This is a genomic window from Granulicella sp. S190, from assembly GCF_009766095.1.
In the GTDB taxonomy this organism is placed as follows: domain Bacteria; phylum Acidobacteriota; class Terriglobia; order Terriglobales; family Acidobacteriaceae; genus Edaphobacter.
This window is the reverse complement of the sequence record NZ_LMUD01000023.1, coordinates 1-21,464: the sequence shown is the minus strand read 5'-3', so window position 1 is coordinate 21,464 and position 21,464 is coordinate 1. Positions and strand designations below refer to the sequence as shown.

Sequence of the window (21,464 nt, the reverse complement as noted above, 5' to 3'; positions counted from 1 at the left end):
GGATGACTTAGCTCTTGCCGAAGATTGGCCGAAGAAAAAGTAACTCAAACATTGGATCAACAAGGCCATCGAGTAAATCTCTTTCAATGCGCGGATCATATGACCCCGTTAAACCGCTTTGAATACAACTTTGGTGTAGGGAAAAGTGTTCCGACTGTCTTTGTTCTCTGCGAAATTGTTCTCTGCGAAATTCTCGTTGTTTGACGCCAGCTATGTTTTCAATCACTTGCGATCCTCGAATAAGGCCCAAATCGAACAGATTCAGCAAAAAGATCAAATTAAGCCTGTTATCAAAATAAAAAAGATTTCAATCTGATTTCAAATTGCGGCCTCTTTCCTTAGTAAGCAGCGATTACTTCGCTTACATAGTCCTCTATGACAAATCGTTGTATCTCCACGCCTCGCTGGTCTTCAATCATCCAGACGTGTTGGAAAAAAGTCTTCTCGATTGTCCGATTGTAGGGTCCCAGTTCGCCTATGGGTCGGAGTTCGCCTTCGGTATCGATCCAAAAAAACCTGATATTTTTACCGCTGTTGTTGACCAATTGAAGCTCTGCCGGCCTCTTACTGACGCTTGAGAGCGCAAGCTTCGAGACAGCTCGAGCACGGATCGCTTCTATCGCAACTGGCCGCTTCTTCTGCGTGTAGAGGAGGTCGACGAGTGCAAAGCCGGACGGATCCTCCGCACGAATCGCATTTGCGGCTGATTCGGCAGAACGTCCCTGAGCCGCAAAGCTTGCGCGAATGTCGAAGTACCACATCGACAACTCTGCCCAGTAATCCTCAGGACTGGCAGCAGCACGCGTTCCATTCCAATGCCCTGCAGCCACAGAGCTGTGGTATTGCGACTCAATCAGCCGCCGAATCTCGTCGTCGAATCCATAGTTCATCAATGCAATCGCAAACTCTCGCATGCATAGATCGGTGCTGTTCTTTCCTGCGTCCGAAGCGGTCGCCAGCAAGCTCTCTTCCCCGCAGGCGCTATATATCCCAGACTGAGCACGGCTGCCATCCGTATCGCTTTTTTGCGGGAGGCCTGACACCTTTGAGCTTCCACGCACGCTAAGATTTTCGGGAAGTATCGAGAGTTCCTGGCCCCTTCCCACAATATGCAGCTCCACTCCACGCTGCCTCAGGTTCTGCTTCGCGACATCCATCGATGCCGTCATGTCCCTGATTCGCATGCAGGCAATCACAAGCGCATGGTCATCGACCAATGCAGACCCGCGAATGAAGATCCCATCGCAATCTATCGCCTTCGCATAGAAATCGAAGTAGGGTGGATCGCTATGCTCGATAAGCGGAGCTTCCTGAACAGCCTGCGCCTGAGCTCCTGGACCTGATACAAACCAACACCCGAGAGACAGCGCACACAAGATCTCAACCCGGCGACAGCCTGCATCCGAACTTCGGGAGCCTGAGAGCATCTTGGTTGAGTGGTCGCTTTCTCTGAGTTCACTCCGACGGAGTCAGCATAACTGACTTCCGTGAAAAGTAAACTATTTTGGCGAGAATTTCACCAGGGTAATGTGAGTAGTACTCCTCACCTCATCAATCTCCAAGCAGCTTTCTGGCAGGCAGCTACGCTAACAAAGAGACATGAGCGGCAACGATGCGCCATCCCTCAGGCATTCTCGCCCACATCTGACTCTGACGTCCACGAATGACTTTTCCCTCAGGCCCCTCTCGCTCAAACTCAAGCGTGATGCTGCCAACATCTTCTCCAAAAGTAACTATGTCCCGCCGCTTGATCGTCCTCGCCAATCCCACAGAAGGTCGACCTCGCCGAAATGCCTCCAGTTCTTCGACGCCATAGAGATTTTCGGAGACTCCGAACCTCATCACCTCTGGGGCTGACCAGAACATCTTCGTCAGCGTCTCCACATCATTGCTCACCAACGCAACCTCATACAACGGGTAGAGTTCTTCAAGCTCTGCGACTGTCTGTGGATGATTAATTAACATGATAGAAACTTCTCCACTTTGAATCGTAAACATGTGTGTGAGGGTCAGTCATGAGAACAGATTGCGCTTCGGCAGGACACTCTTCGCAATGGAGGCTGCTACGGTAATCATTGGCCGATTCACTACCTGTGCCAGCCTAAGATCCATCGCCACGCTGCACAAAAGATACGCATGCACCGGGGAGAATCCCCACTCACTCGTAAGCAGATCTATCATACGAGAGGTCGCCGCCTGTGCTGCGGCTAGAGCATCCATCCCTGATTCGACGACGATCCAAGAACTCGTGATCTCAGAGCTGCTGACGGACCCAGCGGCCTCAACCAGCGGGCCAGCAAGCGCATACTGTTTGTGAAGTCTGAAGCGTAAAGACACAGCGGCGGGACACTCAATCCCATTTATACAGACCTCACCATCCCCCTGCGCGGCGTGTGCATCTCCCGCAGAAAAGATCGCACCCTTATTCAATACTGGCAGATAGAGCGTAGAGCCGGAGGTCAGGTCGCGCATATCCATATTGCCTCCGAAGTTTCCCGGCGGGCGCGTACGAAACTCCCCAGCGTCAGCAGGCGCTACACCCATCACGCCACAGAACGGTCGCAACGGAACTACAGCAGGAGCAAGCGATTGCGTCGTGCTCTCCTCCAGCTGCCAATGAAAGAGATACGGCTCCCTGAAGCGGTCCTCAAGGAAACCTAAGCCGCTGATCACGCTTGTCCAGCCCCATCCCTTGTGCTTTACGTCGAGTACGTTGATCTCAAGTACATCTCCAACCTCTGCACCGATCACGCCTATGGGTCCCGTTAACGCATGAATTCGACCACGCTCGATTCCAAGGAAATCAGCAACCGTAGAACCTGGCTTTACCTGACCGCCACTCGCATCCAGGCACTCCATGTGAACCACATCGCCAGGTTCAATCCAGAGACGCGGCTCCATATCCCTGTTCCACCGCGAGTGCGTCGGTTCAGCGCTGAGGGAGTGTTCTGCCATTACTATTCGATCTCCACGATCATCTGCAGCTCCACCAAAGCGCCGCGCGGTAACGCACTCACGCCTACTGCTGCACGAACATGTTTACCCGCCTCGCCAAACACCTTTACTAATAAATCCGATGCCCCATTAATGATCTTCGGCGAATCCTGAAATCCCGGGGCGGCGTTCACGTAGCCGTTTACACTCACGATGCTCTTGACCTTTTCCAGCGATCCGAGGTGTTGCTTTAGCACGGCGAGGTGAGACAGCACACAAGCCTGTGCAGCGATATATCCCTCTTCTATACTGCGGTCCTCTCCCGCACGACCGACCAGTATGCCAGTGCTATCCGTTGAGATGACGCCTGAGAGATAAACCAGCTTTCCAACTGTCTTCACTGGAACATAGTTTCCGCCCGGAGCGGGTACCGGCGGCAAGTGGTACCCCGCATCGAAGAGCGCTTGTTCAATATTCATTGGCCGTACTTTACCACGATGCGAAAACATCTCTCTTTTTGCGTTTATCGAAAAGTAAATCCGCGATAGTCTGAGTCATGCCTCCAGGGAAGCTGATCGCTGCCGTCGCTGCATGCCTTGCCTTGCTTGCGGCTGACGTTCCCGCGCCTGGACATATTCTGCAAACAGACCGCAATGACGCATCGGATCTTGAGATCGTCGGTATGGCCTCTGAGATCAGTCCCGGAGCGATTCGTTACGTCTCGCAAAAATGGCTCCTATCGCTCCCGCAGATCACCGTAACAATTACGGACGATGAAAACTTTCGCGAACTTCCTCAGCAAAAGCTAAGCGTGACAGGCGTTTATCTAGACGTGCTAGAGAACTCCCTTGGCGCTCTCCCCGGGGCCGATCTATTGACCGCCCTCTGCGAGGACGGCTACCGTGCAACTTTCACTCGTGAGTATGTGCAGATGCATCGCCCGATTCTCGCGTTAAAGATTGACGGGCTCCCCATCCAGACATGGGTGGCGCAGACCCATAGCTACGATCCAGGACCTTATTTCATTACGCACGCAGACTTCACGCCATCCTTCAACGTCTTATCTTTTCAAGAGATCCCCAAGGTTCCGGCAAAGATCGTCCGGCTCGAGTTCGGAACGACCGAACAGGTCTACGGGGCCATCGCGCCTCATCAAAAAGGAGCATCCAATCAGCAGGTCATAGATGGCTTTCGCATCGCCAAGCAGCACTGTTATCGCTGTCACAATATGGGTGGCTACGGCGGTGTCAAGGCTGGTAAGTCGTGGAGCACATTGGGCACCTATGCCGCCGCCTCACCGTCTGCCTTCGAACGCTATCTTCGCAATCCAAAATCGATAGACCCGAAGTCAACCATGTCGCCGAATCCCGAGTTCGACGATGCTACCGCGAAGGCGCTCCAGGCTTACTTCCAGACTTTTGCCACCGGAGCGCCACGATGACGACACGGCTCTCAAAGGCTTTATTGGTCCTAGCGGTTGCTTTCTTCTACACCCTTGTTGTCTTCAACAATACGACGGACTACAACTCCAACTACCAGTTCGTTCGGCACGTTCTCCAGATGGACTCCACATTTCCGGGCAATAACGGCATGTGGCGAGCTATCAATCAGCCTGCTACCCACACCCTGTTTTATGTCTCTGTCATCCTCTGGGAGGCCGTCACGGCTCTCATCGCCTGGTGGAGCGGCATCCGCATGTTGCGCGCAATTCGCAACTCGACAGAAAGCTTCCAGCAGGCGAAAGCATCTGGAATTGTCGCCCTCACCCTGGGCATGCTGATGTGGTTTGTCGCGTTTCTCAGCGTCGGCGGCGAATGGTTCCTCATGTGGCAATCCAAGACCTGGAACGGCCAGGACGCAGCGTTCAGAATGTTTGTAGTCCTGGGCATTGTCCTTCTCTACTTGGCCATGCCTGAGCCTTTGGCTCTCGCCGAAACGCCATGATAAGCCATCCCTCTCCGCTCACTTCTCTGCGCCAATCCCTTGCTTCTTCTGAAACCGATCCAAGTGCGATCGCAGCAGATGCCGCAACCAAAACAAACCGCAACGCCTCGCACAATACTTACGTGACCCTTACGTCGAATGAATCGCTCCATCGAGCAGAACGGCTCCCGTGCCTCTTTGCTGATGTGCAAAATCGTCCCATTCTCTACGGCATTCCAATCTCGATCAAAGACTGCTTCGACCTAGAGGGAACCGCAACGAGTTGCGGCTCGCGTTACTACGCGCAACTCCATCCCATAGCGACAGACAACTCCTGGATCGCCCAGCGGCTGCTCGATGCAGGGGCTATCGTCCCTGGGAAAACTCACCTTCATCAACTGGCCTACGGAATTACCGGTGAGAACGCCGACTACGGCAACTGCCTCCAGCCGCGCGATGCAACTCTGCTCACTGGTGGCTCTTCCAGCGGAGCAGCTGCCAGCGTGCAGGAGGGCTCAGCCCTGGCAGCCATTGGCACCGACACCGGCGGCTCCGTCCGCGTTCCTGCCGCGCTTTGCGGACTCGCAGGCTATCGCTCCTCCTATAGGGTTAGCCGCGGCGAAGAACGTTGGGCGGGGGGCGCTCACCTCGCGCCATCCTTCGATACTCTCGGTATCCTCTTCCGTGATCTCCGTGATGGTCCCACTCTCGCAAATGCCATCTACGACATACCTCTCACTAGCGCGACAACACAGCTCCGAATCGGTTATGTCGGCGAAGACTTCCTGCACGATTGCGAACCTGAAGTTCTCTCCGCCTACACCGCTTGGAAACAACACCTCGCCCAACATAATGCAACTCTGACACCCATCGATACGAGCTTCTGGAGCGACAGTTCAGAGATCTTCTCCACCATCCAAGCCAGTGAAGCAGCCGCCATCCACCGCGGCCACTATGAACACTTCGAGCCCGCAATCTCTGAACGCCTCTTCTGGGGATCCTCGGTCACCCACGATCAACTTCAGAGCCTGCATCGTCGTCTCGCCGTCTTCCGCTCTCAGATGTCGTCGATTTTTCAGAAGGTTGAACTCCTTATTGCCCCTTGCGCTCCGGTCAACAAACTTCTTGCGGGCCACGATCAGTCTCACATTCGCAAAGCAATCCTGCGGTACACCACACCGGCCAGCCTCGCGGGCCTGCCTGCCGTCACACTTTCGGGAGAAGCTATTGGTGCTTCCATGGGCACCGGCATACAACTTATGGCTGCACCCATGCAGGACGCTGCGCTCCTCACCTTTGCTGCCTCGCTCAAGACTGTCGAGATGTAGCTCGACGAAAACAGCAGATGCTACCCTGCTCCAAAGCCAGAAATCTCCGGAGGCACGACCTATGCGATCCCGAACGAGACTGCTGACACTCTTCCTGATTGCAAGCCTCTGCTCGCTCACCGCCTGCAAACACCAGCAACAGAACCCCGGCCTTATACCCATTACTCTGCAAACCGACTGGTATCCCCAACCCGAACACGGCGGCTTCTACGACGCACTCCTCAGGGGTTACTACAAGGACGAGGGCCTTGACGTCCGCATCACCCCGGGTGGTCCTTTCGTCTCCGCTGAAAACCAGGTCTCCGGTGGCGCCGCGCAGTTCGCCATGGGCTCTTCCGATCAGGTTCTCGTCGCCGTCGCACGCGGACTTCCCGTCATCGCCGTAGAAGCCACCATGCAGCAGGACCCGCAGGCTCTCATGCTTCACAAGGACTCACCGGTTCATTCGTTCACCGAACTCAACGGTCAAACCATCGCAGTCAAACCCGGTTCCATCTGGTTTCAATATCTCCTTAAACGCTATAACCTGAACAGTGTTCGCGAGATCCCCGCCACCTACAGCGTCGCCAACTTCCTGCAGGACCCTCACTATATCCAGCAGTGTTTTGTGACGTCTGAGCCTTACTTCGCAGCTAAAAGCGGAGCTGACGTTCGAACCATGCTCATCAGCGAAACCGGCTATCAGCCCTATCGCGTCGTCTTCACCGCAAGCTCTTTTCTTCACGACCATCCCGAACTTGTCGCAAAGTTCGTTCGCGCCTCTCTTCGCGGTTGGCGAGACTATCTCGGCAACTCCGCCGTCGCGAACACCGAGATCAGCAAGCTCAACCCCGCTATGAGCCCGGACCAGATGCAGTTCAGCACACAGACTTTGAAGGATCAACACTTCATCACGAGTCCTGATCCAAATCAGCTGGGCCAATTCACCTTTGCCCGCTGGAACACCATGTACCAGCAGCTTCTCGACCTGAAGGTCATCTCCACCCCGATTGATCCGAAGACTGCCTATACCACCCAGTTTGTTGACGCCGCAGCTCACCCGTAATTCTTGTAGAAACCGTTTCACCGCCGTGTTAGCGTTCCACATGGCCCCCAAAAACCCTTCCAGTGCGCAGCAGAAGGAAAGCGCGCATCAGCTGGAGATAGACCGCCTCTTCATGGAGCGTCTTATCCGCTTCACCGCGAAGAGCCTTGAGACGGCTACGCCTGTCCCCTTCGGTGCTCTCATCGTTCACAGTGAGACTGGAAGTATTTTGATGCGCGGCCGCAATGCAGTCGGATCGGAGAGCGATCCCAGCGCCCACGCCGAACTCCGCACCGTACGCAAGGCCACAAAGAAACTCAAGTCCATCAACCTTTCCGGCTATACCATGTACAGCACCTGCGAGCCGTGCCCAATGTGTATGGCTAACGCGCTCTGGGCCGGCATCGACCGCGTGGTCTACGGAGCGACCATTGCCGATGCTAACCGCCACTGCCGCCAGATTAGGATTTCAGCGAAAGAGGTAGTTCGTCGTAGTGACATGACCTGCAGCGTCAAAGGGGCCTTTCTGCGCGCCAGGTGTTACGCTCTCTTCACCCACCCGAATATGCTGAAGGCGTTCGCTACTTGGAGTTCCAGATCCACCAGCTCCAGTGCAAACAAGACTCGCCGCACCCGAAAAAGGAGCAGCCGTAACTCATGACCGCCTCCGATATCGCCGCGCTGACCGCATGCATCTCCGACCCGAATCGCGCCATCACCAACGCTCAGATCGTGCAGCGTCTCTCGCGCGACTTCTATTGGTATTCGCCGATCCTCAAAAGGCAGCTCGACGACAAAACAGGTGAACTTGCCCTTCAGCCGATCGACGTTAAAGAGATCCAACGTATCCTCGCCTATTGCTACGAACACCACGTCCCAGTCACCACTCGAGGCGCAGGCACCGGCAACTATGGACAGGCCGTGCCCCTGCGCGGCGGCGTCGTACTCGACCTTGTCCATATGAACCGTATCGAATCCATTACGCCCGACGGTGTCGCCGTCTGCCAACCGAACGTCCGCCTCGGCGTGCTTGAAACGACTGCGCGCGAGCAGGGTTTTGAACTACGCTGCTATCCCAGTACCATCGTGAAAGCATCTGTGGGGGGATTCCTTGGTGGTGGCTCCGGCGGCATAGGTTCCGTCTCTCACGGCGGGTTGCGAGACTTCGAAACCGTCCGCGCCCTCGAAGTCGTCACAATGGAGGCGGAGCCTCGCGTCGTCTTTCACGAGGGTCAAGCCGTGCATGACGTCCTTCATGCCTGGGGTACCAACGGCATCATCACCAGGATTTGGATTGCCCTCACCCCCGCCGTGTCCTGGGCACAGTGCTCCGTTGCATTTGACACCTTTGATCAGGCCTTCACCTTCGCCGAAAAAATCGCCTGCGATTCGCAATGGATCAAGCGTCTCGTCACCACCTTCGAGTGGCCCATTCCGTCCTGCTTCGCTCCCATCCTTAGCATCACTCGTCCAAACAAATCACTGATCTTTTTTATGATCGCCGCCAGCCAACTCATCGAGCTGAAGTCTGCTGCCGAGGCAGCTGGTGGAGAGGTCACTCTCGCCGCCGACTATACCGGCCTCCGCACTACCCCGCTGCTCTCTGACTACACCTGGAACCACACCACCCTCTGGGCCATCAAGCAGGATGCAGCCTTCACGTACTTGCAATGCGGCTTCAGTCCTACTGAAGGACGCCAGCAGTTCGCCACACTCAAACAACATTTCGGTGATGAGATCCTGTTCCACATCGAATTCATGAAGACAGGCACGGGTATCGTCATTCCAGGCTCCATTCCGCTCGTTCGTTTTACCACCGAGCAACGCCTCAACGAGATGATCGATCTTTGCCGCTCCATAGGCGTCTCGGTTGCCAACCCGCATGTCAACAACGTAGAAGGCGGCGGACGCTATCGCGAAGACAACTTACAACTCCTTACCAAGCAGAAGTACGATCCGCGGGGGCTGCTCAATCCCGGCAAGATGATCACCTTCAAACCTGCAGCCCAAGCCACTGTCTAAGAGAGCCCATGCAAACCTGGATCCCAGCTTCGCGCAACTTCGCCTACCTGAACTGGAAGCAGGTTGAAGCGCTTCCTAAAGACCGTACTCTGCTCGTCCTGCCTACCGCAGCCATCGAGCAGCACGGCCATCATCTCCCCTTGGCAACTGATACACTCATCAACAATCTGCTTCTGGGTAAATCCCTGGCGAAGCTCGCGAACGATGCGCCAATCTATGCGCTGCCGCCCATCTGCTACGGAAAAAGCAACGAACACATCGGCTTCCCTGGAACGCTCTCTGTCTCTGCCACCACTTTCATGGCTGTTGTCCGCGATCTCGGCGCCTGCATCGCTTCGGCGGGCTTCAAGAAACTCGTCCTCTACAACACTCACGGAGGAAACTCATCCCTTGTCGACGTTATGGCCCGGGACCTTCGCGCCGAGTTCAACCTCCGGGTCTTCTGTCTCTTTGGCTCCGCAGGCGCAGCCTTCACCGGCATCAGCAAACAGGAGAAAACCTATGGTTTCCATGCGGGTGAGATAGAAACTTCCTTCCTGCTCGCTGTCACGCCGCAACTGGTCGATTCCGACGCGTACACCACCAACTACATCGCTGACATCGAACATCCGGAACTCCTCCTACCTGAAAATGCCTCTGCAACCTTCGCCTGGCTCACCCGCGATATCGCCCCCAGCGGTGTCATGGGAGACCCCACGGGCTCTACCGCAGAAAAAGGCGAGATCTGGATCGAAGAGGCCACCACCAGGATCGCTGCTGCTCTCGAAGCCATGCTCCAGTACGAAAATAACCAGCAACTATGACCTCACCCCTCATCGACTGCGGACAAGGTGTTCGACTCCAGCGTGAAGTCCCGTGCACGCTGTCCGATGGCACCATCCTCTACTCCGATCACTACTATCCCGCCAAGCGTGGCCCACACCCAACGCTGCTCATGCGCCAGCCCTACGGACGCGATATTGCCTCCACCGTTGTCTACGCTCATCCGGTCTGGTTCGCCCGCCATGGCTACAACGTCGTTATTCAAGATGTACGCGGCAGAGGCGATTCCACAGGCGATTTCTATCCTTTCCTGCATGAGCAGAAAGATGGCGTCGAGACGATCGCATGGCTTCGCACGCTGCCCGAGTGCAACGGTAAGATTGGCATGTATGGATTCTCCTATCAGGGCATGACCCAGTGGCTCGCAGCAGCCGCGCTGCCGGAGGGCCTTCTCTGCATCGCTCCCGCGCAGACCGCACACGATCTCTACCATGGATGGTTCTACAATCATGGCGCCCTTCGTCTCGCCTCCTCGTTGGGCTGGGGTCTACAGATGTTGAAGATGGACGCGCGCCGGTTGCAACTTCGCGAAGCAAGCGATGTTCTCGAACATGCCTGGCCCGCTCTCTCGTCGCAGATTCTTCACACCCCAGCCGCCTTACATCCCGCCATCAATTCAACCGGTCTACCCTCGTACGTAGTCGATTGGCTACAGCACGATCACCCTGGTGAATATTGGTCGCAGATGGATATAAGTGGGCAAGTCGAGAAAATCGAGATACCAGCACTCCACCTCTCAGGCTGGTATGACACCTATCTTCATGGCAGCATCGCAGGATTTCGTGAGATAAGGCGCCGCGCCGCTTCGCACATGGCGCGCGACAATCAATATCTTCTGGCTGGCCCGTGGGCCCACATCCCGTGGGGCAATCGTATCGGTACGCAAAACTTCGGTGCCAATGCAAACTTCGATACGGACGAATTCCACCTGCGCTGGTTCAATCACTGGCTCAAAGGCTCCGGCGAGTTCGCAGAGGAACCACGCATTCGTTACTTCGCAATGAACCAAAATCAGTGGCATACCGCCTCTGCATGGCCTCTGACCAATCACACACTCTATCTCCACAGCAAAGGCCGAGCCAACTCCAGCAAAGGTGACGGAACCCTCACCATCAAGATCCCAGACCAGTCAGAACCCGACGACATCTTCGTCGTTGACCCTGAAGTTCCTGTCATCGCTCCAGGCGGCATCACCTCCATGGGCGGCTCTCACAATCAAGCTGCGCTCGAACTCGGCAATAACCTTCTCACCTACACCACCGCACCTTTTTCTACGCCTCTTCACCTCTTCGGTACTCCCGCCGTTACCCTCTTCGCCACCACGTCCGCACCTTTCGCCGACCTGGTTGTAAAACTAGTTTGCCTGCGCCCTAAAGGCGAAGCTGACTTTATCTGCATCGGAGTCGCACGCAGTACATTCCTCTTCCCAAGCGCCGCAGTCACTTACAAACCCGACGCACCACATGAGTGGCGCTTCGACCTCGAACCGACCGCATGGGTCTTCGCTCCAGGCGAATCTCTCCGCATTGAGATCGCGGGTAGCGCGTACCCTCTCTACGACCGCAACCCCGGCACCGCAACACCGCCCGCACAAGCAACATCATGGGACTGGCAGCGCTCCACCCACACCATTCACCATGACCTCTCCAGACCCTCCGCCCTTCACCTGCCGATAGTGGAAGATCCCACCCAATGAATACCCCTCTCATTGTTCCGGCGATTGCCCTCGATCAGGCCACCAAACGCTACGGCATCGCAAAAGCCGGCATCGCAACAATACTTGAGTCCATCACCACTCAGGTCCAGCGGCGCGAGTTCGTCAGCATCATCGGCCCCTCCGGTTGCGGCAAATCTACTCTGCTCAAAATAGTCGCCGGTCTCAGCCCCATTACTTCCGGCAGCATTGCTATCCACGGCATGACTCCGCAAAAAGCTCGCGAACTGATCTCCTTCATCTTTCAAGACGCCACTCTCCTTCCCTGGCGCACCGTCCGGCAAAACGTCGTCCTCGGCCTTGAGCTCGATGGCATGGCTCGCGAGACCCGCAACGCGAAAGTCGATACCGTACTCTCGCTCGTCGGCCTGTCTCATGTGGCCGACTCCTTCCCTCGTCAGCTCTCCGGAGGGATGAAGATGCGAGTCTCAATCGCTCGCGCTCTCGCCACCCGCCCCCAGATCCTTCTTCTCGATGAGCCCTTCGCCGCACTCGATGAGATGACACGGGACCGAATCAACGAGGAGCTTCTCCGCCTTCGCGAAGAGCAGAACTGGACGGCGCTCTTCGTTACTCACTCTGTAGCTGAAGCAGTCTTCTTGTCTACACGAATATTGATCCTGGCGCCCAACCCCGGCCGCATCGCGCACGACCTCCCGATCGAACTGCCCTTTCCACGCACAGAATCCACGCGCCGCAGCAGCGCCTTCGATCGCACCGTCTCGGAGGTCTCGAGAGCACTCAGAAGCGTAAGCATCAACTCTGAAAGTAAGGGCGATGGACAAGAGATCGGGGTGTACCCAGCATGAGAAAGCTGAGCGTGACACTTCTCTCTGCCTTCTCTATCTTCGTTGGCTTACTGCTACTGTGGCAGTCGGTCATCTGGATCTTCAGTCTCCCACCCTACCTGCTTCCGTCGCCTGCCCGCGTTGCACACGCCATCGTCACTCGTCTTCCGTCACTAATGACCTCTCTCGGACTCACCGCAGCGGCGGCAGCTGGAGGTCTCCTTGCGGCGCTACTCGTCGGCGTGGCTATCGCGCTTCTATTCGCACAATCTCCCTGGATCCGCCGCATGTTTTACCCCTACACCATCCTCCTGCAGACTGTTCCCATAGTCGCTATCGCCCCTATGATCCTTCTCTGGATTGGCCCCGGCCTGAGTGCCGTCACGCTCATCGCGTTTATTATCTGCCTCGCGCCAATCGTCGCGAACACCACTCAAGGTCTGATCAGTGTCGACCGCAACATGGTTGACCTCTTCCTGATGCACAACGCCTCACGCTCTCAAGTTCTGTTGAAGCTCCGCCTGCCTCATGCCATGCCGTCGATCTTCACCGGCATTCGCATCGCCAGCGGCATCGCAGTCATCGGAGCTATCACGGGGGAGCTCTTCGCAGGCTCTTCCCGTGTGGGCGTCGGAGGGATCGGGTATGCCATCCAATACGCCAGCGCTCAACTCGAAACTGACTACCTCTTTGCCCTTGTTCTCGCCGCTACGCTTCTCGGCTTTGTCTTCTTCTTCGCCGTCATGTTTCTAGACTGGTACTTCCTTCATCATTGGCACGAATCAGCGCGCGTGGTGGATCAGGAGTAGACCGTTAGTTGTGTGATTCAGGCGTTGTAAGCTGTCATAAGGGTGCTAAACATGTTGCGTCTTGAAACAGAGACCGGATGGTGGCTCGTCACTCATCCCGATCATGCCCACCTCGCTGGAGCCTTCTCTCAGCACTGGGGTAATGAAGTCTTTGCGAGACCCGAACCGCGCGAGCGCGCCTTGCTCGGGATTCACGCTCACGACGACGGCTGGGCCCTGCGCGATGCCGCCCCGACGATCACGAAACAAGGCAAACCATCGGCCTTCTCTTCCGAGCTTGTCGGCAAATACTCTGCCTTTGAAGAGATCGACCTTGCCAACTACCTAACCGTCCGCGAACGCGCTGTGCAGCAGATCGCGGCCAAAGACGCTTACGCGGCTCTCCTCGTATCCATGCACACCTATAATCTCCTCACCGTCCGCGCCGATCGCGGCACGATTGCCCCAGCGCAACTTCCTCTGCTTGATGAGTTTCTCGCTCGTCAGCAGCAGCTTCAGCAGTCCCTCCGCGCCGCTGTCGAATCCACCGATCAAAACTTAGAAGACAACTTCCGTCTGCTGCAGGCCACTGACAATCTGTCCCTCCTTACTTGCGTCGACTACGCGTCGCCAGCCACTCTCCTCCATCCCATGCGCAAAAACGACGGCTCCCAGAGCGATATCCAGGTCCTTCCGCAGGGCAATCGTACCTTCCGACTCAATCCCTACCCCTTTGCCGAACCGACTCTCACCCTCACCTTCCCGGCTCGTCATATTCCCGGCAAAACGTTCACTTCTCCGGACGAGCTTCAGCACCGCTATACCAACGCCGCGATTCAGCAACTTACTGCGACGGTGCACTCGTAGCACAGCTCACCACCTTTACAGACTGCCTCCCATTGAGGATGATGTTAGGGCCGGACCAAGACTCTCCGGCAGCTACGGGGAATCGAAAAATGAGCACAGGCACCAGCGTCCTACGCGAAACACTCAATCAGATCATCGGCGCAGACCGTACCGAGCACCTCTTCAAGCTTCTTGTCGTGCATCCCGAGATCGCCGCCGACCCAGGCCCGCAGGTCTCGCGCGCCGTCCTCGCACAGGCGCTCAACATGCTTCTCTTCGAAGACCTGCTCATCCGAGTCCCCAGCGCGAAGACCTATGCCGACTACACCCTAAGCAAGGGTAGGCAGATTCTCCACGATCACGGCGCAGTCCGCACCGTTGCGCTCGCGGGCATGGGCGGCCTTCCCGCTGGGCAGGAGGCGATCACCCGCATCCTGCGCCCCCTTGGTTATGCGCTCAACGGCGTCTATCCGCTCGAACGCCTCAAGATGACAGGCCGCTCTCATGCCCAGGCGGACTACCCAGAGGCGATCGCCCAGTTCTTCCTCAGCGAGCTTCATCCTGAGCGCTTCACGCCCGAGTTTCAGGCCGCTGTCCTCCGCGTTACCGCTACCTCGAAGGACCCCATCACGGCTGAGGCAAACTCATTGCTGAGCAAGCTCGAATCTACAGGTTCGCTCAGCGTCGAGGAGTCCGTGGCGCTTCTTCCGGTGCTGGCTTCTGTCTTCGAGCGGCAACACACTGAGCCCACTCTTGCCGACTACGAGATTCTCCTTGCGGAGTCGCCCGAGATGGCGTGGATCTCGACTGAGGGCAACGCCTTTAACCACGCGACCGACCGCGTTCCCGATGTCGATCAGCTCGCAGAAGAACAGAAGGCTCTTGGCCAGCCGATGAAGGCTGCCGTCGAAACCTCTCAATCCGGGCGGGTTCGGCAGACTGCGTTCCTTGCGGCGCGAGTGCAGCGCAAGTTTCACACACCCGAAGGCGCTCTCGTCGCCAAAGAGGTCAACGGCTCCTTCTATGAGTTCATTACACGGCTGCCGCTCCCTGAGGAGGAGGGGAAGCAGAAACTCGATCTTGGCTTCGACAGCTCGAACGCCCAGGCGATCTTTAAAATGACGGCCACGGGCAAGTCGTGAGGCAGTTTTTTTGCGAAATTTTTCGGCGTGGTGAAGTTCAGTTTTTTGCAGGGGTTTTTGAGAAAAACCGTGTCCTGGACCTGGTTTTTTGGTGGTGTCAACGTGGTGGTTTGCGTGGCTGAGGTGGAGTTGATGCACCACGTTTTTCGCAACTGAAAAATGTGACACCGTTTTCGAGAGTTATTTTTCGGGGCCGCTGCGACGGACAGCCGCCCATTAATCGGATAAAGCCTTGCGTGTCAGGACGGCCATCTTCTGCCGATCGATCACAATTCCACGACGTATAGTGGATCAGATATGTCTACGTCGCCCTTCGTCGTGCTGCCGAGCTCCCATGCGCGCGCGCACGATACCTTCCCCGATGCTGACGAGCTCTGCCAACTCCTGCGGGAGCAGATTCGCGGCGAGGTCCGTTTCGACGCAGCCTCCAAGGCGCTCTACTCCACCGACGCCTCTAACTATCGCCACATCCCCATCGGAGTTGTGATTCCTCGCGACGAAGCTGACGTCATCGCCACGGTGGCTCTATGCAGTCGCTTTCAGGCTCCGATCCTCACCCGCGGTGCAGGCACCTCGCTTGCCGGACAGGGATGCAACGCTGCCGTCATCCTCGACTTTTCGAAGTACATGAACGGTATGGGCGAGATCGATGTGGAACGCCGCACCGTGCACGTCCAGCCCGGTATCGTGCTCGACCGCGTTCGTGATGCTGCGGAGAGGTTCAACCTGACCTTTGCGCCAGATCCGGCCACGCACAGCCGCTGCACCATCGGCGGCATGATCGGCAACAACTCCTGCGGGGTGCATGCGCTGATGGGCGGCAAGACGGTCGATAACATCGCCACGCTTGACCTGCTGCTCTACGACGGCACTCGCATGACCGTCGGCCCCACTACCGAGGCCGAGCTTGAAGAACAGATCGCGGCAGGCGGCCGCAGCGGCGAGATCTACGCGACTCTCAAGAGCCTGCGCGACAACTACGCTACCCAGGTTCGCGAGAAGTTTCCTCGCATTCCGCGCCGCGTCTCCGGCTTCAATCTCGACGAGCTGCTGCCGGAGAACACCTTCAACGTGGCGCGTGCGCTGGTCGGCAGCGAAGGCACCTGCGCCATCATTCTGGGCGCCACGCTGCAACTGGTCGAGTCGCCACCCTACCGCACCCTGGTCGGCGTTGGGTTCTCCGACATCTTCGTCGCCGCCGACCATGTAACCCAAATCCTCCAGTACAAGCCTATTGGGCTTGAGGGCATGGACGGCTACCTGCTCGACGCGCTGCGCCGCAAGCAAAAATCTGTGGAGGATCTCGCGCTGCTGCCTGCTGGCGACGGCTTTCTGATTGTCGAGTTCGGGGCTGCGACCCAACCCGAGGCCAACGCGCAGGCGCGCGCCTTTGCCGCCTACCTGAAGACCGTTACGCCACAGCCCACGGCTCGCATCTACACCTCTGCCGAGGCCAAGCGGGTGTGGCACATCCGTGAGTCCGGCCTTGGCGCTACCGCCTTTATCCCCGGCGTAGGCACCGGCTGGGAGGGATGGGAGGATGCCGCTGTCGACCCAACCCAGCTAGGCAGCTACCTGCGACAGATTGCCGCGCTGATGAAGGAGTTTCACTATCGCAGCGCCATGTACGGACACTTCGGCCAGGGCTGCGTGCACATGCGACATAACTTCGATCTTGAGACTGCTGAAGGAATTCTGAAGTTCCGCCAGTTCATGGACCGCGCCGCCGACATCGCGCTTGCCCACGGCGGCTCGCTTTCCGGTGAGCACGGTGATGGACAGGCTCGCGGCGCGCTTTTGCCCAAGATGTTCGGCACGGAGCTCATGCAGGCCTTCCGCACCTTCAAGCATGCCTTCGATCCTACGAACCGCATGAATCCCAACAAGCTTATCGACGCCCATGAGCCTCACGAGGATCTCCGCCTGGGTACCGACTATCGCCCGTGGCAGCCGAAGACCCACTTTGCCTTCGCGGAGAATAACGGCTCGTTCGCCGATGCGAACCTGCGCTGCGTGGGCGTGGGAGCGTGTCGCAAGACGGATGCGGGCACCATGTGTCCGAGCTTTATGGCGACGGGTGAGGAGCTGCACTCCACGCGCGGGCGAGCGCACCTTCTGTGGGAGTTGATGCAGGGCGAGGTGCTTCCCGATCAGTGGAAGAACGAACAGGTGAAGGAGTCGCTCGACCTCTGCCTCGCCTGTAAGGCCTGCAAGTCCGAGTGTCCTGTCTCAGTGGACATGGCTACCTATAAGGCTGAGTTTCTCGCGCACCACTACGAGGGCGAGTCGCGACCGCTCTCTCACTATGCCTTCGGACGCATTGACGTCTTCGCTCGCCTGGCCTCGTACGCGCCACACCTAGTCAACGCGATCAACAATGCTCCCATCATTCGCAGTGTTGTGAAGAAGATTCTGCACATCCACCCGAACCGTACCTTTCCCCGCTTCTCGAAGCCCTTTACGCCGGACCGCCGCCATGCGCGTGATGCACGCCGACCGCGCGGCAACCGAAGAATTCCTTTGCCTGCCGAGGCTCCGGAGGTCTTTCTGTGGGCAGATACATTCAACAATTACTTTCATCCGGCGGCGATGCGGGCCGCACACCAGGTGCTGACGACCGCAGGCTTCCGCGTGACTCTGCCTACACAGCATCTCTGTTGCGGCCGGCCCCTTTACGACTTCGGCATGCTCGATACGGCCAAGGATTACCTGCTTAAGACTCTCAACGCGCTTACGGCGCAGTTGCAGGCCGGCACTCCTATCGTGGTGCTCGAACCTTCGTGCGCCTCGGTCTTTCGCGACGAGCTTACGAATCTGCTGCCGCACGATCCCCGCGCCGCCAAGCTTCGCGACCAGACCTTTCTCCTCAGCGAGTTCCTGGTTCGACATGCGCCGCACTACAGGCCGCCGCAGCTGGACGAGAAGATCCTGGTGCATGGCCACTGCCATCATCGCGCCACGATGGGCATGCAGGATGAGATGGCGCTGCTCCGGTTGACGGGGGCGAACGTCGAACTTCTGGACTCGGGCTGCTGCGGCATGGCCGGTCCATTCGGCTTTGAGAAGGACAAGTACGAGATCTCGCAGAAGCTTGGCGAGCGGGTGCTGCTGCCTGCGGTGCGCAATAAGGCGGCAGGTACTATTCTGCTTACCGACGGCTTCAGTTGCGCGGAACAGATTACGCAGAATACGAGCGTAAAACCGATGCACCTTGCCGAAGTCCTCGCCCAACCATCGAAGCCTTGACCGCTCTCCCACAACGCTCAGCGCAGACGTTCGCAAGCCTCTGCGAACGTCTACCCGAATCGACTGAACTAAACAGGTTTTGCGATAAGAAGGCTCAGCGGCGATTTCGTAGGAACGATCGTCTCCACTTCGAACCCCGCCTTCGCCAGCAGATCCCGAAACTCCGCCTCGGTCCGTTCGCGTCCATTGACCACCACTAGCATCTGCAGGTCCAGCCACTTGCCGAAATGAAACTCCGGTCCCTCCGGAATGACCGACTCAATCACCACCAACCGCGCGGTTGACTTCATCGCACGGCGCACCGACCCAAGAATCGCTAATGCCTTGGAGTCAGACCAGTCATGAAGAATAAAGCGCAGCAGGTACGCATCCGCGCCCCCCGGAACAGAGGAGAAGAAGTCTCCTCCTAGAGCCTCGATACGATCGTTTGCCACCATCGACGTCGATCTCACGTGCGCCTGGTCAAAGAGAATCCCTCGCGAAGACGGGGAAGTCGCAAGAATGGACGTCAACTGGGTGCCGATACCGCCGCCGATATCGGCGATCACAGCAAAGCTGCTCCAGTCATAGGCGGCTGTAACTGTCGGCGTCATCGTCTCGCTGACTGAGCGCATCGCATCGTTAAAGTGCGCATTCGATTCTGGCTGACGTCGGTAAAGCTCCCAGAGGTCGTGCCCGTAGATCTTATGCAATGAGGCCTCTTCGGTTCTGACCGAATGATCGATCTCGTTCCAAGCCTCGAAGACCCCGTCCCCCTGTGACAGGTTGTGCAAAATCCAGGCTCGCTGCGAACCCGCCACATCCTTGCGAAGAGACTCACTGGTCTCCGTGTTCGCAAAGACGCGCGGCGAAACCTGCTGGAAGATTCCTGTGCTCTCCAACGCACGCAGAACACGAAACAGCGCGGAAGCGTTGACACTCGTTCGCTTTGCAAGCTCGGCGACATCCAGCGGACCATCCGCCAGATGTTCGGCTATGTGTAATTCGGTCACCAGCGCGAGTGATCGCGCCTGCCAAAAACCGAGAATGATGGAAAGAATTTGTTCCTGGGGGGAGGGTGTGGTGCTTTGCAATCGAACTCCTTTGGTTGTGATTCCTTAAAAAACGGCAAGCCTAAGATCGGCTTGCCATCAAAAAGCTTAAGATAGGACGCTCTCCGAATTAATACGTTACAAAATGGATGAGCTTCATAGGGGACAGACTCACGTCAGCCTGGCAAAGAGATTTGCTACCCTAATTCTCAGTGAATCTCGACGAGGTCCCTCCCGTGATCGATGTGCACCCACCCCATGAGCCGGTTCATGGCTGGCGAGACTTTCTGCTTCATCTGCTGACGATTACAATCGGCCTGCTGATCGCGTTAAGTCTCGAAGGCTGCGTAGAGTGGCAGCATCACCGCCATCTTGTCCACGAAGCGGAGACCAGCCTGCACACGGAGATCGAGAGCAATGCGAAGGACATGCCGGACAGCATCGCAGATCTGCATAAGCAGCAAGACATACTCAAGCGCGATGTTAAACTCCTGAAATACATCGTGAAGAACCAGAAGGCACCGGATAACTCCAGCATGGAGATCACGTTTCATATCCGCAGCTTCGACGACGTTAGCTGGAAGACTGCCCAATCGACGAGTGCTCTCTCCTACATGCACTACTCCCAAGCCGAAGAGTACGCAGGGATCTACGACACCCAAAATGCACTCTACGCAGCCGAACAGCAAGCCGCCCGGGACGCCACGATCAGCCTTGCCCCTTTTCTGAATACAGACGACAAAAGCCCGGACCCCACAGAAGGTCAGGCGGATACAATCAGGCAAAAAGTCGAAGTTCTTCAGGGACAGCTCTTGCTGGTCGATGCTTTCATGAGTTCCCTCGACCGCGAGTACAAGAAGTTTCTTGCTGCTCATCCCAACTGATCTGGTGAGAGTAAGAAGACCGTCCAGCTACTTTCTCCGCCTATTGCAAGAAGACGAGAGAGGAAGCTGGACGGTCTCTTTTTCCATGTGTTAGTTCAAAGGGTTAGTTGCCTACGTTCAGGTGTCCAACCTTCGTGGTGACGGCTGCGAAGATACCCGCTTCGGTGAACCAGAGCTCTTGCTTGTTCTGGTCCAGGGCGATATCGAAGTAACCGCCGTTGGTCGTTGGAATGGTGTACTCGGTGAAGCTGCCGAGGTAGGGATTCAGGATGCCGAGCAGGCCGGTGTCGCCCTCGAACCACACGCGCCCCAGGCGGTCGATACGCATATCTTCCGATTGGGCGTTCGCGGTAGGGATCGTAAACTCAACCCATCCGAGGGTCAGGCGGGGTTTCACGAAGGCATTCTGAGGGGTGACCGGCGTTTTGACGCCCCCGATGGGAGCAGAGTTCGCAGGCCGCACGTTGACGGCGTTGTTGCCGGCGCTGTTAGAGCTGGGCGAGACGACCGCGTCACTGTGGGGCGCCAACTGCGGGTACAGCAGCGCGAGCGCGTTGGCGAAGTACTCCGAGACCCATACGGTTCCATCACCATTAGCCTGCACGCCCGCGGGGTTTCCGCCGAAGGTCGGCACAAGATAGGTACTGATGACGTTGGTGTTGGGATTCAGACGGCGAACTTTGTTGGTTCCGGCCGCGCCGGCTCCATCGAAGTTGCGCTCGGCGAACCATACGTTGCCCCAGGGATCGATGCTGAGCTGCTCGATGTTGTCGTCGGGATGCTCGAGGGTGACATCCCATTGCGAGATGACTCCGTTCGGCGCGAGGCGGCCTACGCCGGTGGGCTCGGAGAACCACTTGCTGCCATCCTGAGCGAACTGCAGAAAGAGAGGCGCAGCGCCGGAGGGAATCACGTGCTCGTCGATTGCGCCGGTGGCCGGATTCAGCAGGCCGATTGCGTGGTTGGTGCTAT

At 57.2% G+C, this 21,464-nt stretch carries 20 protein-coding genes; 14 read left to right on the top strand and 6 right to left on the bottom strand.

Annotated elements, in window-relative coordinates:
- Nucleotides 1-338: 338 nt before the first annotated feature.
- From GSQ94_RS13425 to GSQ94_RS13410, 4 genes are all read right to left on the bottom strand, one after another.
- Nucleotides 339-1,169, bottom strand: a complete 831-nt coding sequence (locus GSQ94_RS13425) for a hypothetical protein (RefSeq protein ID WP_158944392.1) — start codon at nt 1,167-1,169, stop codon at nt 339-341.
- 412 nt (nt 1,170-1,581) lie between these two features.
- Nucleotides 1,582-1,965, bottom strand: a complete 384-nt coding sequence (gene hpxZ / locus GSQ94_RS13420; protein WP_174240936.1) for an oxalurate catabolism protein HpxZ — start codon at nt 1,963-1,965, stop codon at nt 1,582-1,584.
- Between the two features lie 48 nt (nt 1,966-2,013).
- Nucleotides 2,014-2,955 carry an acetamidase/formamidase family protein gene (locus tag GSQ94_RS13415; protein ID WP_158944391.1) on the bottom strand — a complete coding sequence of 314 codons (942 nt, stop codon included), beginning with the start codon at nt 2,953-2,955 and terminating at the stop codon, nt 2,014-2,016.
- A gap of 2 nt (nt 2,956-2,957) precedes the next feature.
- On the bottom strand, nt 2,958-3,413 hold the full coding sequence (locus GSQ94_RS13410; protein WP_158944390.1) for a RidA family protein: 456 nt from the start codon (nt 3,411-3,413) through the stop codon (nt 2,958-2,960).
- Between the two features lie 77 nt (nt 3,414-3,490).
- On the opposite strand from GSQ94_RS13410, the gene GSQ94_RS13405 reads away from it, so the two are divergent.
- The 13 genes from GSQ94_RS13405 to GSQ94_RS13345 all read left to right on the top strand — a co-directional run bounded on the left by GSQ94_RS13405 (nt 3,491) and on the right by GSQ94_RS13345 (nt 18,577).
- Nucleotides 3,491-4,375, top strand: a complete 885-nt coding sequence (locus GSQ94_RS13405) for a hypothetical protein (RefSeq protein WP_158944389.1) — start codon at nt 3,491-3,493, stop codon at nt 4,373-4,375.
- Nucleotides 4,372-4,878 carry a DUF2165 family protein gene (locus GSQ94_RS13400; protein WP_158944388.1) on the top strand — a complete coding sequence of 169 codons (507 nt, stop codon included), beginning with the start codon at nt 4,372-4,374 and terminating at the stop codon, nt 4,876-4,878. The genes GSQ94_RS13405 and GSQ94_RS13400 overlap by 4 nt, the downstream gene beginning before the upstream one ends.
- Nucleotides 4,875-6,185, top strand: coding sequence for an amidase (locus GSQ94_RS13395; protein WP_158944387.1), 1,311 nt, complete (start codon nt 4,875-4,877; stop codon nt 6,183-6,185). Before GSQ94_RS13400 ends, GSQ94_RS13395 begins: the two co-directional genes overlap by 4 nt.
- A gap of 61 nt (nt 6,186-6,246) precedes the next feature.
- A complete protein-coding gene (locus tag GSQ94_RS13390; protein WP_158944386.1) occupies nt 6,247-7,230 on the top strand; it encodes an ABC transporter substrate-binding protein in 984 nt (327 codons plus the stop codon).
- 40 nt (nt 7,231-7,270) lie between these two features.
- Nucleotides 7,271-7,870 (top strand): nucleoside deaminase, encoded by a 600-nt coding sequence (locus GSQ94_RS13385; protein ID WP_158944385.1) that lies wholly within the window; start codon nt 7,271-7,273, stop codon nt 7,868-7,870.
- Nucleotides 7,867-9,231, top strand: coding sequence for an FAD-binding oxidoreductase (locus GSQ94_RS13380; RefSeq protein WP_158944384.1), 1,365 nt, complete (start codon nt 7,867-7,869; stop codon nt 9,229-9,231). The genes GSQ94_RS13385 and GSQ94_RS13380 overlap by 4 nt, the downstream gene beginning before the upstream one ends.
- A gap of 8 nt (nt 9,232-9,239) precedes the next feature.
- Complete coding sequence (locus GSQ94_RS13375) at nt 9,240-10,034, top strand: creatininase family protein (protein WP_158944383.1); 795 nt, start codon at nt 9,240-9,242, stop codon at nt 10,032-10,034.
- Nucleotides 10,031-11,749: a CocE/NonD family hydrolase gene (locus tag GSQ94_RS13370; RefSeq protein WP_158944382.1), complete on the top strand. Its 1,719-nt coding sequence runs from the start codon at nt 10,031-10,033 to the stop codon at nt 11,747-11,749. The genes GSQ94_RS13375 and GSQ94_RS13370 overlap by 4 nt, the downstream gene beginning before the upstream one ends.
- Nucleotides 11,746-12,576: an ABC transporter ATP-binding protein gene (locus tag GSQ94_RS13365; protein WP_158944381.1), complete on the top strand. Its 831-nt coding sequence runs from the start codon at nt 11,746-11,748 to the stop codon at nt 12,574-12,576. The genes GSQ94_RS13370 and GSQ94_RS13365 overlap by 4 nt, the downstream gene beginning before the upstream one ends.
- Nucleotides 12,577-12,587: 11 nt before the next feature.
- Nucleotides 12,588-13,364 (top strand): ABC transporter permease, encoded by a 777-nt coding sequence (locus GSQ94_RS13360; protein ID WP_158944380.1) that lies wholly within the window; start codon nt 12,588-12,590, stop codon nt 13,362-13,364.
- A gap of 51 nt (nt 13,365-13,415) precedes the next feature.
- Nucleotides 13,416-14,210: a DUF3891 family protein gene (locus GSQ94_RS13355; protein WP_158944379.1), complete on the top strand. Its 795-nt coding sequence runs from the start codon at nt 13,416-13,418 to the stop codon at nt 14,208-14,210.
- A gap of 89 nt (nt 14,211-14,299) precedes the next feature.
- On the top strand, nt 14,300-15,331 hold the full coding sequence (locus tag GSQ94_RS13350; protein WP_158944378.1) for a DUF1338 domain-containing protein: 1,032 nt from the start codon (nt 14,300-14,302) through the stop codon (nt 15,329-15,331).
- A 297-nt stretch (nt 15,332-15,628) separates the two neighbouring features.
- Nucleotides 15,629-18,577, top strand: coding sequence for an FAD-binding and (Fe-S)-binding domain-containing protein (locus GSQ94_RS13345; RefSeq protein WP_158944377.1), 2,949 nt, complete (start codon nt 15,629-15,631; stop codon nt 18,575-18,577).
- 68 nt (nt 18,578-18,645) lie between these two features.
- On the opposite strand, the gene GSQ94_RS13340 is transcribed toward GSQ94_RS13345, so the two are convergent.
- Nucleotides 18,646-19,650: a methyltransferase gene (locus GSQ94_RS13340; protein ID WP_158944376.1), complete on the bottom strand. Its 1,005-nt coding sequence runs from the start codon at nt 19,648-19,650 to the stop codon at nt 18,646-18,648.
- A gap of 194 nt (nt 19,651-19,844) precedes the next feature.
- On the opposite strand from GSQ94_RS13340, the gene GSQ94_RS13335 reads away from it, so the two are divergent.
- Nucleotides 19,845-20,492 (top strand): hypothetical protein, encoded by a 648-nt coding sequence (locus GSQ94_RS13335; protein ID WP_254063859.1) that lies wholly within the window; start codon nt 19,845-19,847, stop codon nt 20,490-20,492.
- A gap of 103 nt (nt 20,493-20,595) precedes the next feature.
- Here the strand turns inward: GSQ94_RS13335 and GSQ94_RS13330 are convergent.
- The coding region (locus GSQ94_RS13330) for an antibiotic hydrolase (RefSeq protein WP_158944374.1) at nt 20,596-21,464 on the bottom strand (869 nt) is incomplete at its 5' end.

Bases quoted from the DNA above. Each gene is read 5' to 3' on its own strand.
- GSQ94_RS13425 (WP_158944392.1), bottom strand. From the start codon at position 1,169: ATGACGGCATCGATGGATGTCGCGAAGCAGAACCTGAGGCAGCGTGGA.
- hpxZ (WP_174240936.1), bottom strand. From the start codon at position 1,965: ATGTTAATTAATCATCCACAGACAGTCGCAGAGCTTGAAGAACTCTAC.
- GSQ94_RS13415 (WP_158944391.1), bottom strand. From the start codon at position 2,955: ATGGCAGAACACTCCCTCAGCGCTGAACCGACGCACTCGCGGTGGAAC.
- GSQ94_RS13410 (WP_158944390.1), bottom strand. From the start codon at position 3,413: ATGAATATTGAACAAGCGCTCTTCGATGCGGGGTACCACTTGCCGCCG.
- GSQ94_RS13405 (WP_158944389.1), top strand. From the start codon at position 3,491: ATGCCTCCAGGGAAGCTGATCGCTGCCGTCGCTGCATGCCTTGCCTTG.
- GSQ94_RS13400 (WP_158944388.1), top strand. From the start codon at position 4,372: ATGACGACACGGCTCTCAAAGGCTTTATTGGTCCTAGCGGTTGCTTTC.
- GSQ94_RS13395 (WP_158944387.1), top strand. From the start codon at position 4,875: ATGATAAGCCATCCCTCTCCGCTCACTTCTCTGCGCCAATCCCTTGCT.
- GSQ94_RS13390 (WP_158944386.1), top strand. From the start codon at position 6,247: ATGCGATCCCGAACGAGACTGCTGACACTCTTCCTGATTGCAAGCCTC.
- GSQ94_RS13385 (WP_158944385.1), top strand. From the start codon at position 7,271: ATGGCCCCCAAAAACCCTTCCAGTGCGCAGCAGAAGGAAAGCGCGCAT.
- GSQ94_RS13380 (WP_158944384.1), top strand. From the start codon at position 7,867: ATGACCGCCTCCGATATCGCCGCGCTGACCGCATGCATCTCCGACCCG.
- GSQ94_RS13375 (WP_158944383.1), top strand. From the start codon at position 9,240: ATGCAAACCTGGATCCCAGCTTCGCGCAACTTCGCCTACCTGAACTGG.
- GSQ94_RS13370 (WP_158944382.1), top strand. From the start codon at position 10,031: ATGACCTCACCCCTCATCGACTGCGGACAAGGTGTTCGACTCCAGCGT.
- GSQ94_RS13365 (WP_158944381.1), top strand. From the start codon at position 11,746: ATGAATACCCCTCTCATTGTTCCGGCGATTGCCCTCGATCAGGCCACC.
- GSQ94_RS13355 (WP_158944379.1), top strand. From the start codon at position 13,416: ATGTTGCGTCTTGAAACAGAGACCGGATGGTGGCTCGTCACTCATCCC.
- GSQ94_RS13350 (WP_158944378.1), top strand. From the start codon at position 14,300: ATGAGCACAGGCACCAGCGTCCTACGCGAAACACTCAATCAGATCATC.
- GSQ94_RS13345 (WP_158944377.1), top strand. From the start codon at position 15,629: ATGTCTACGTCGCCCTTCGTCGTGCTGCCGAGCTCCCATGCGCGCGCG.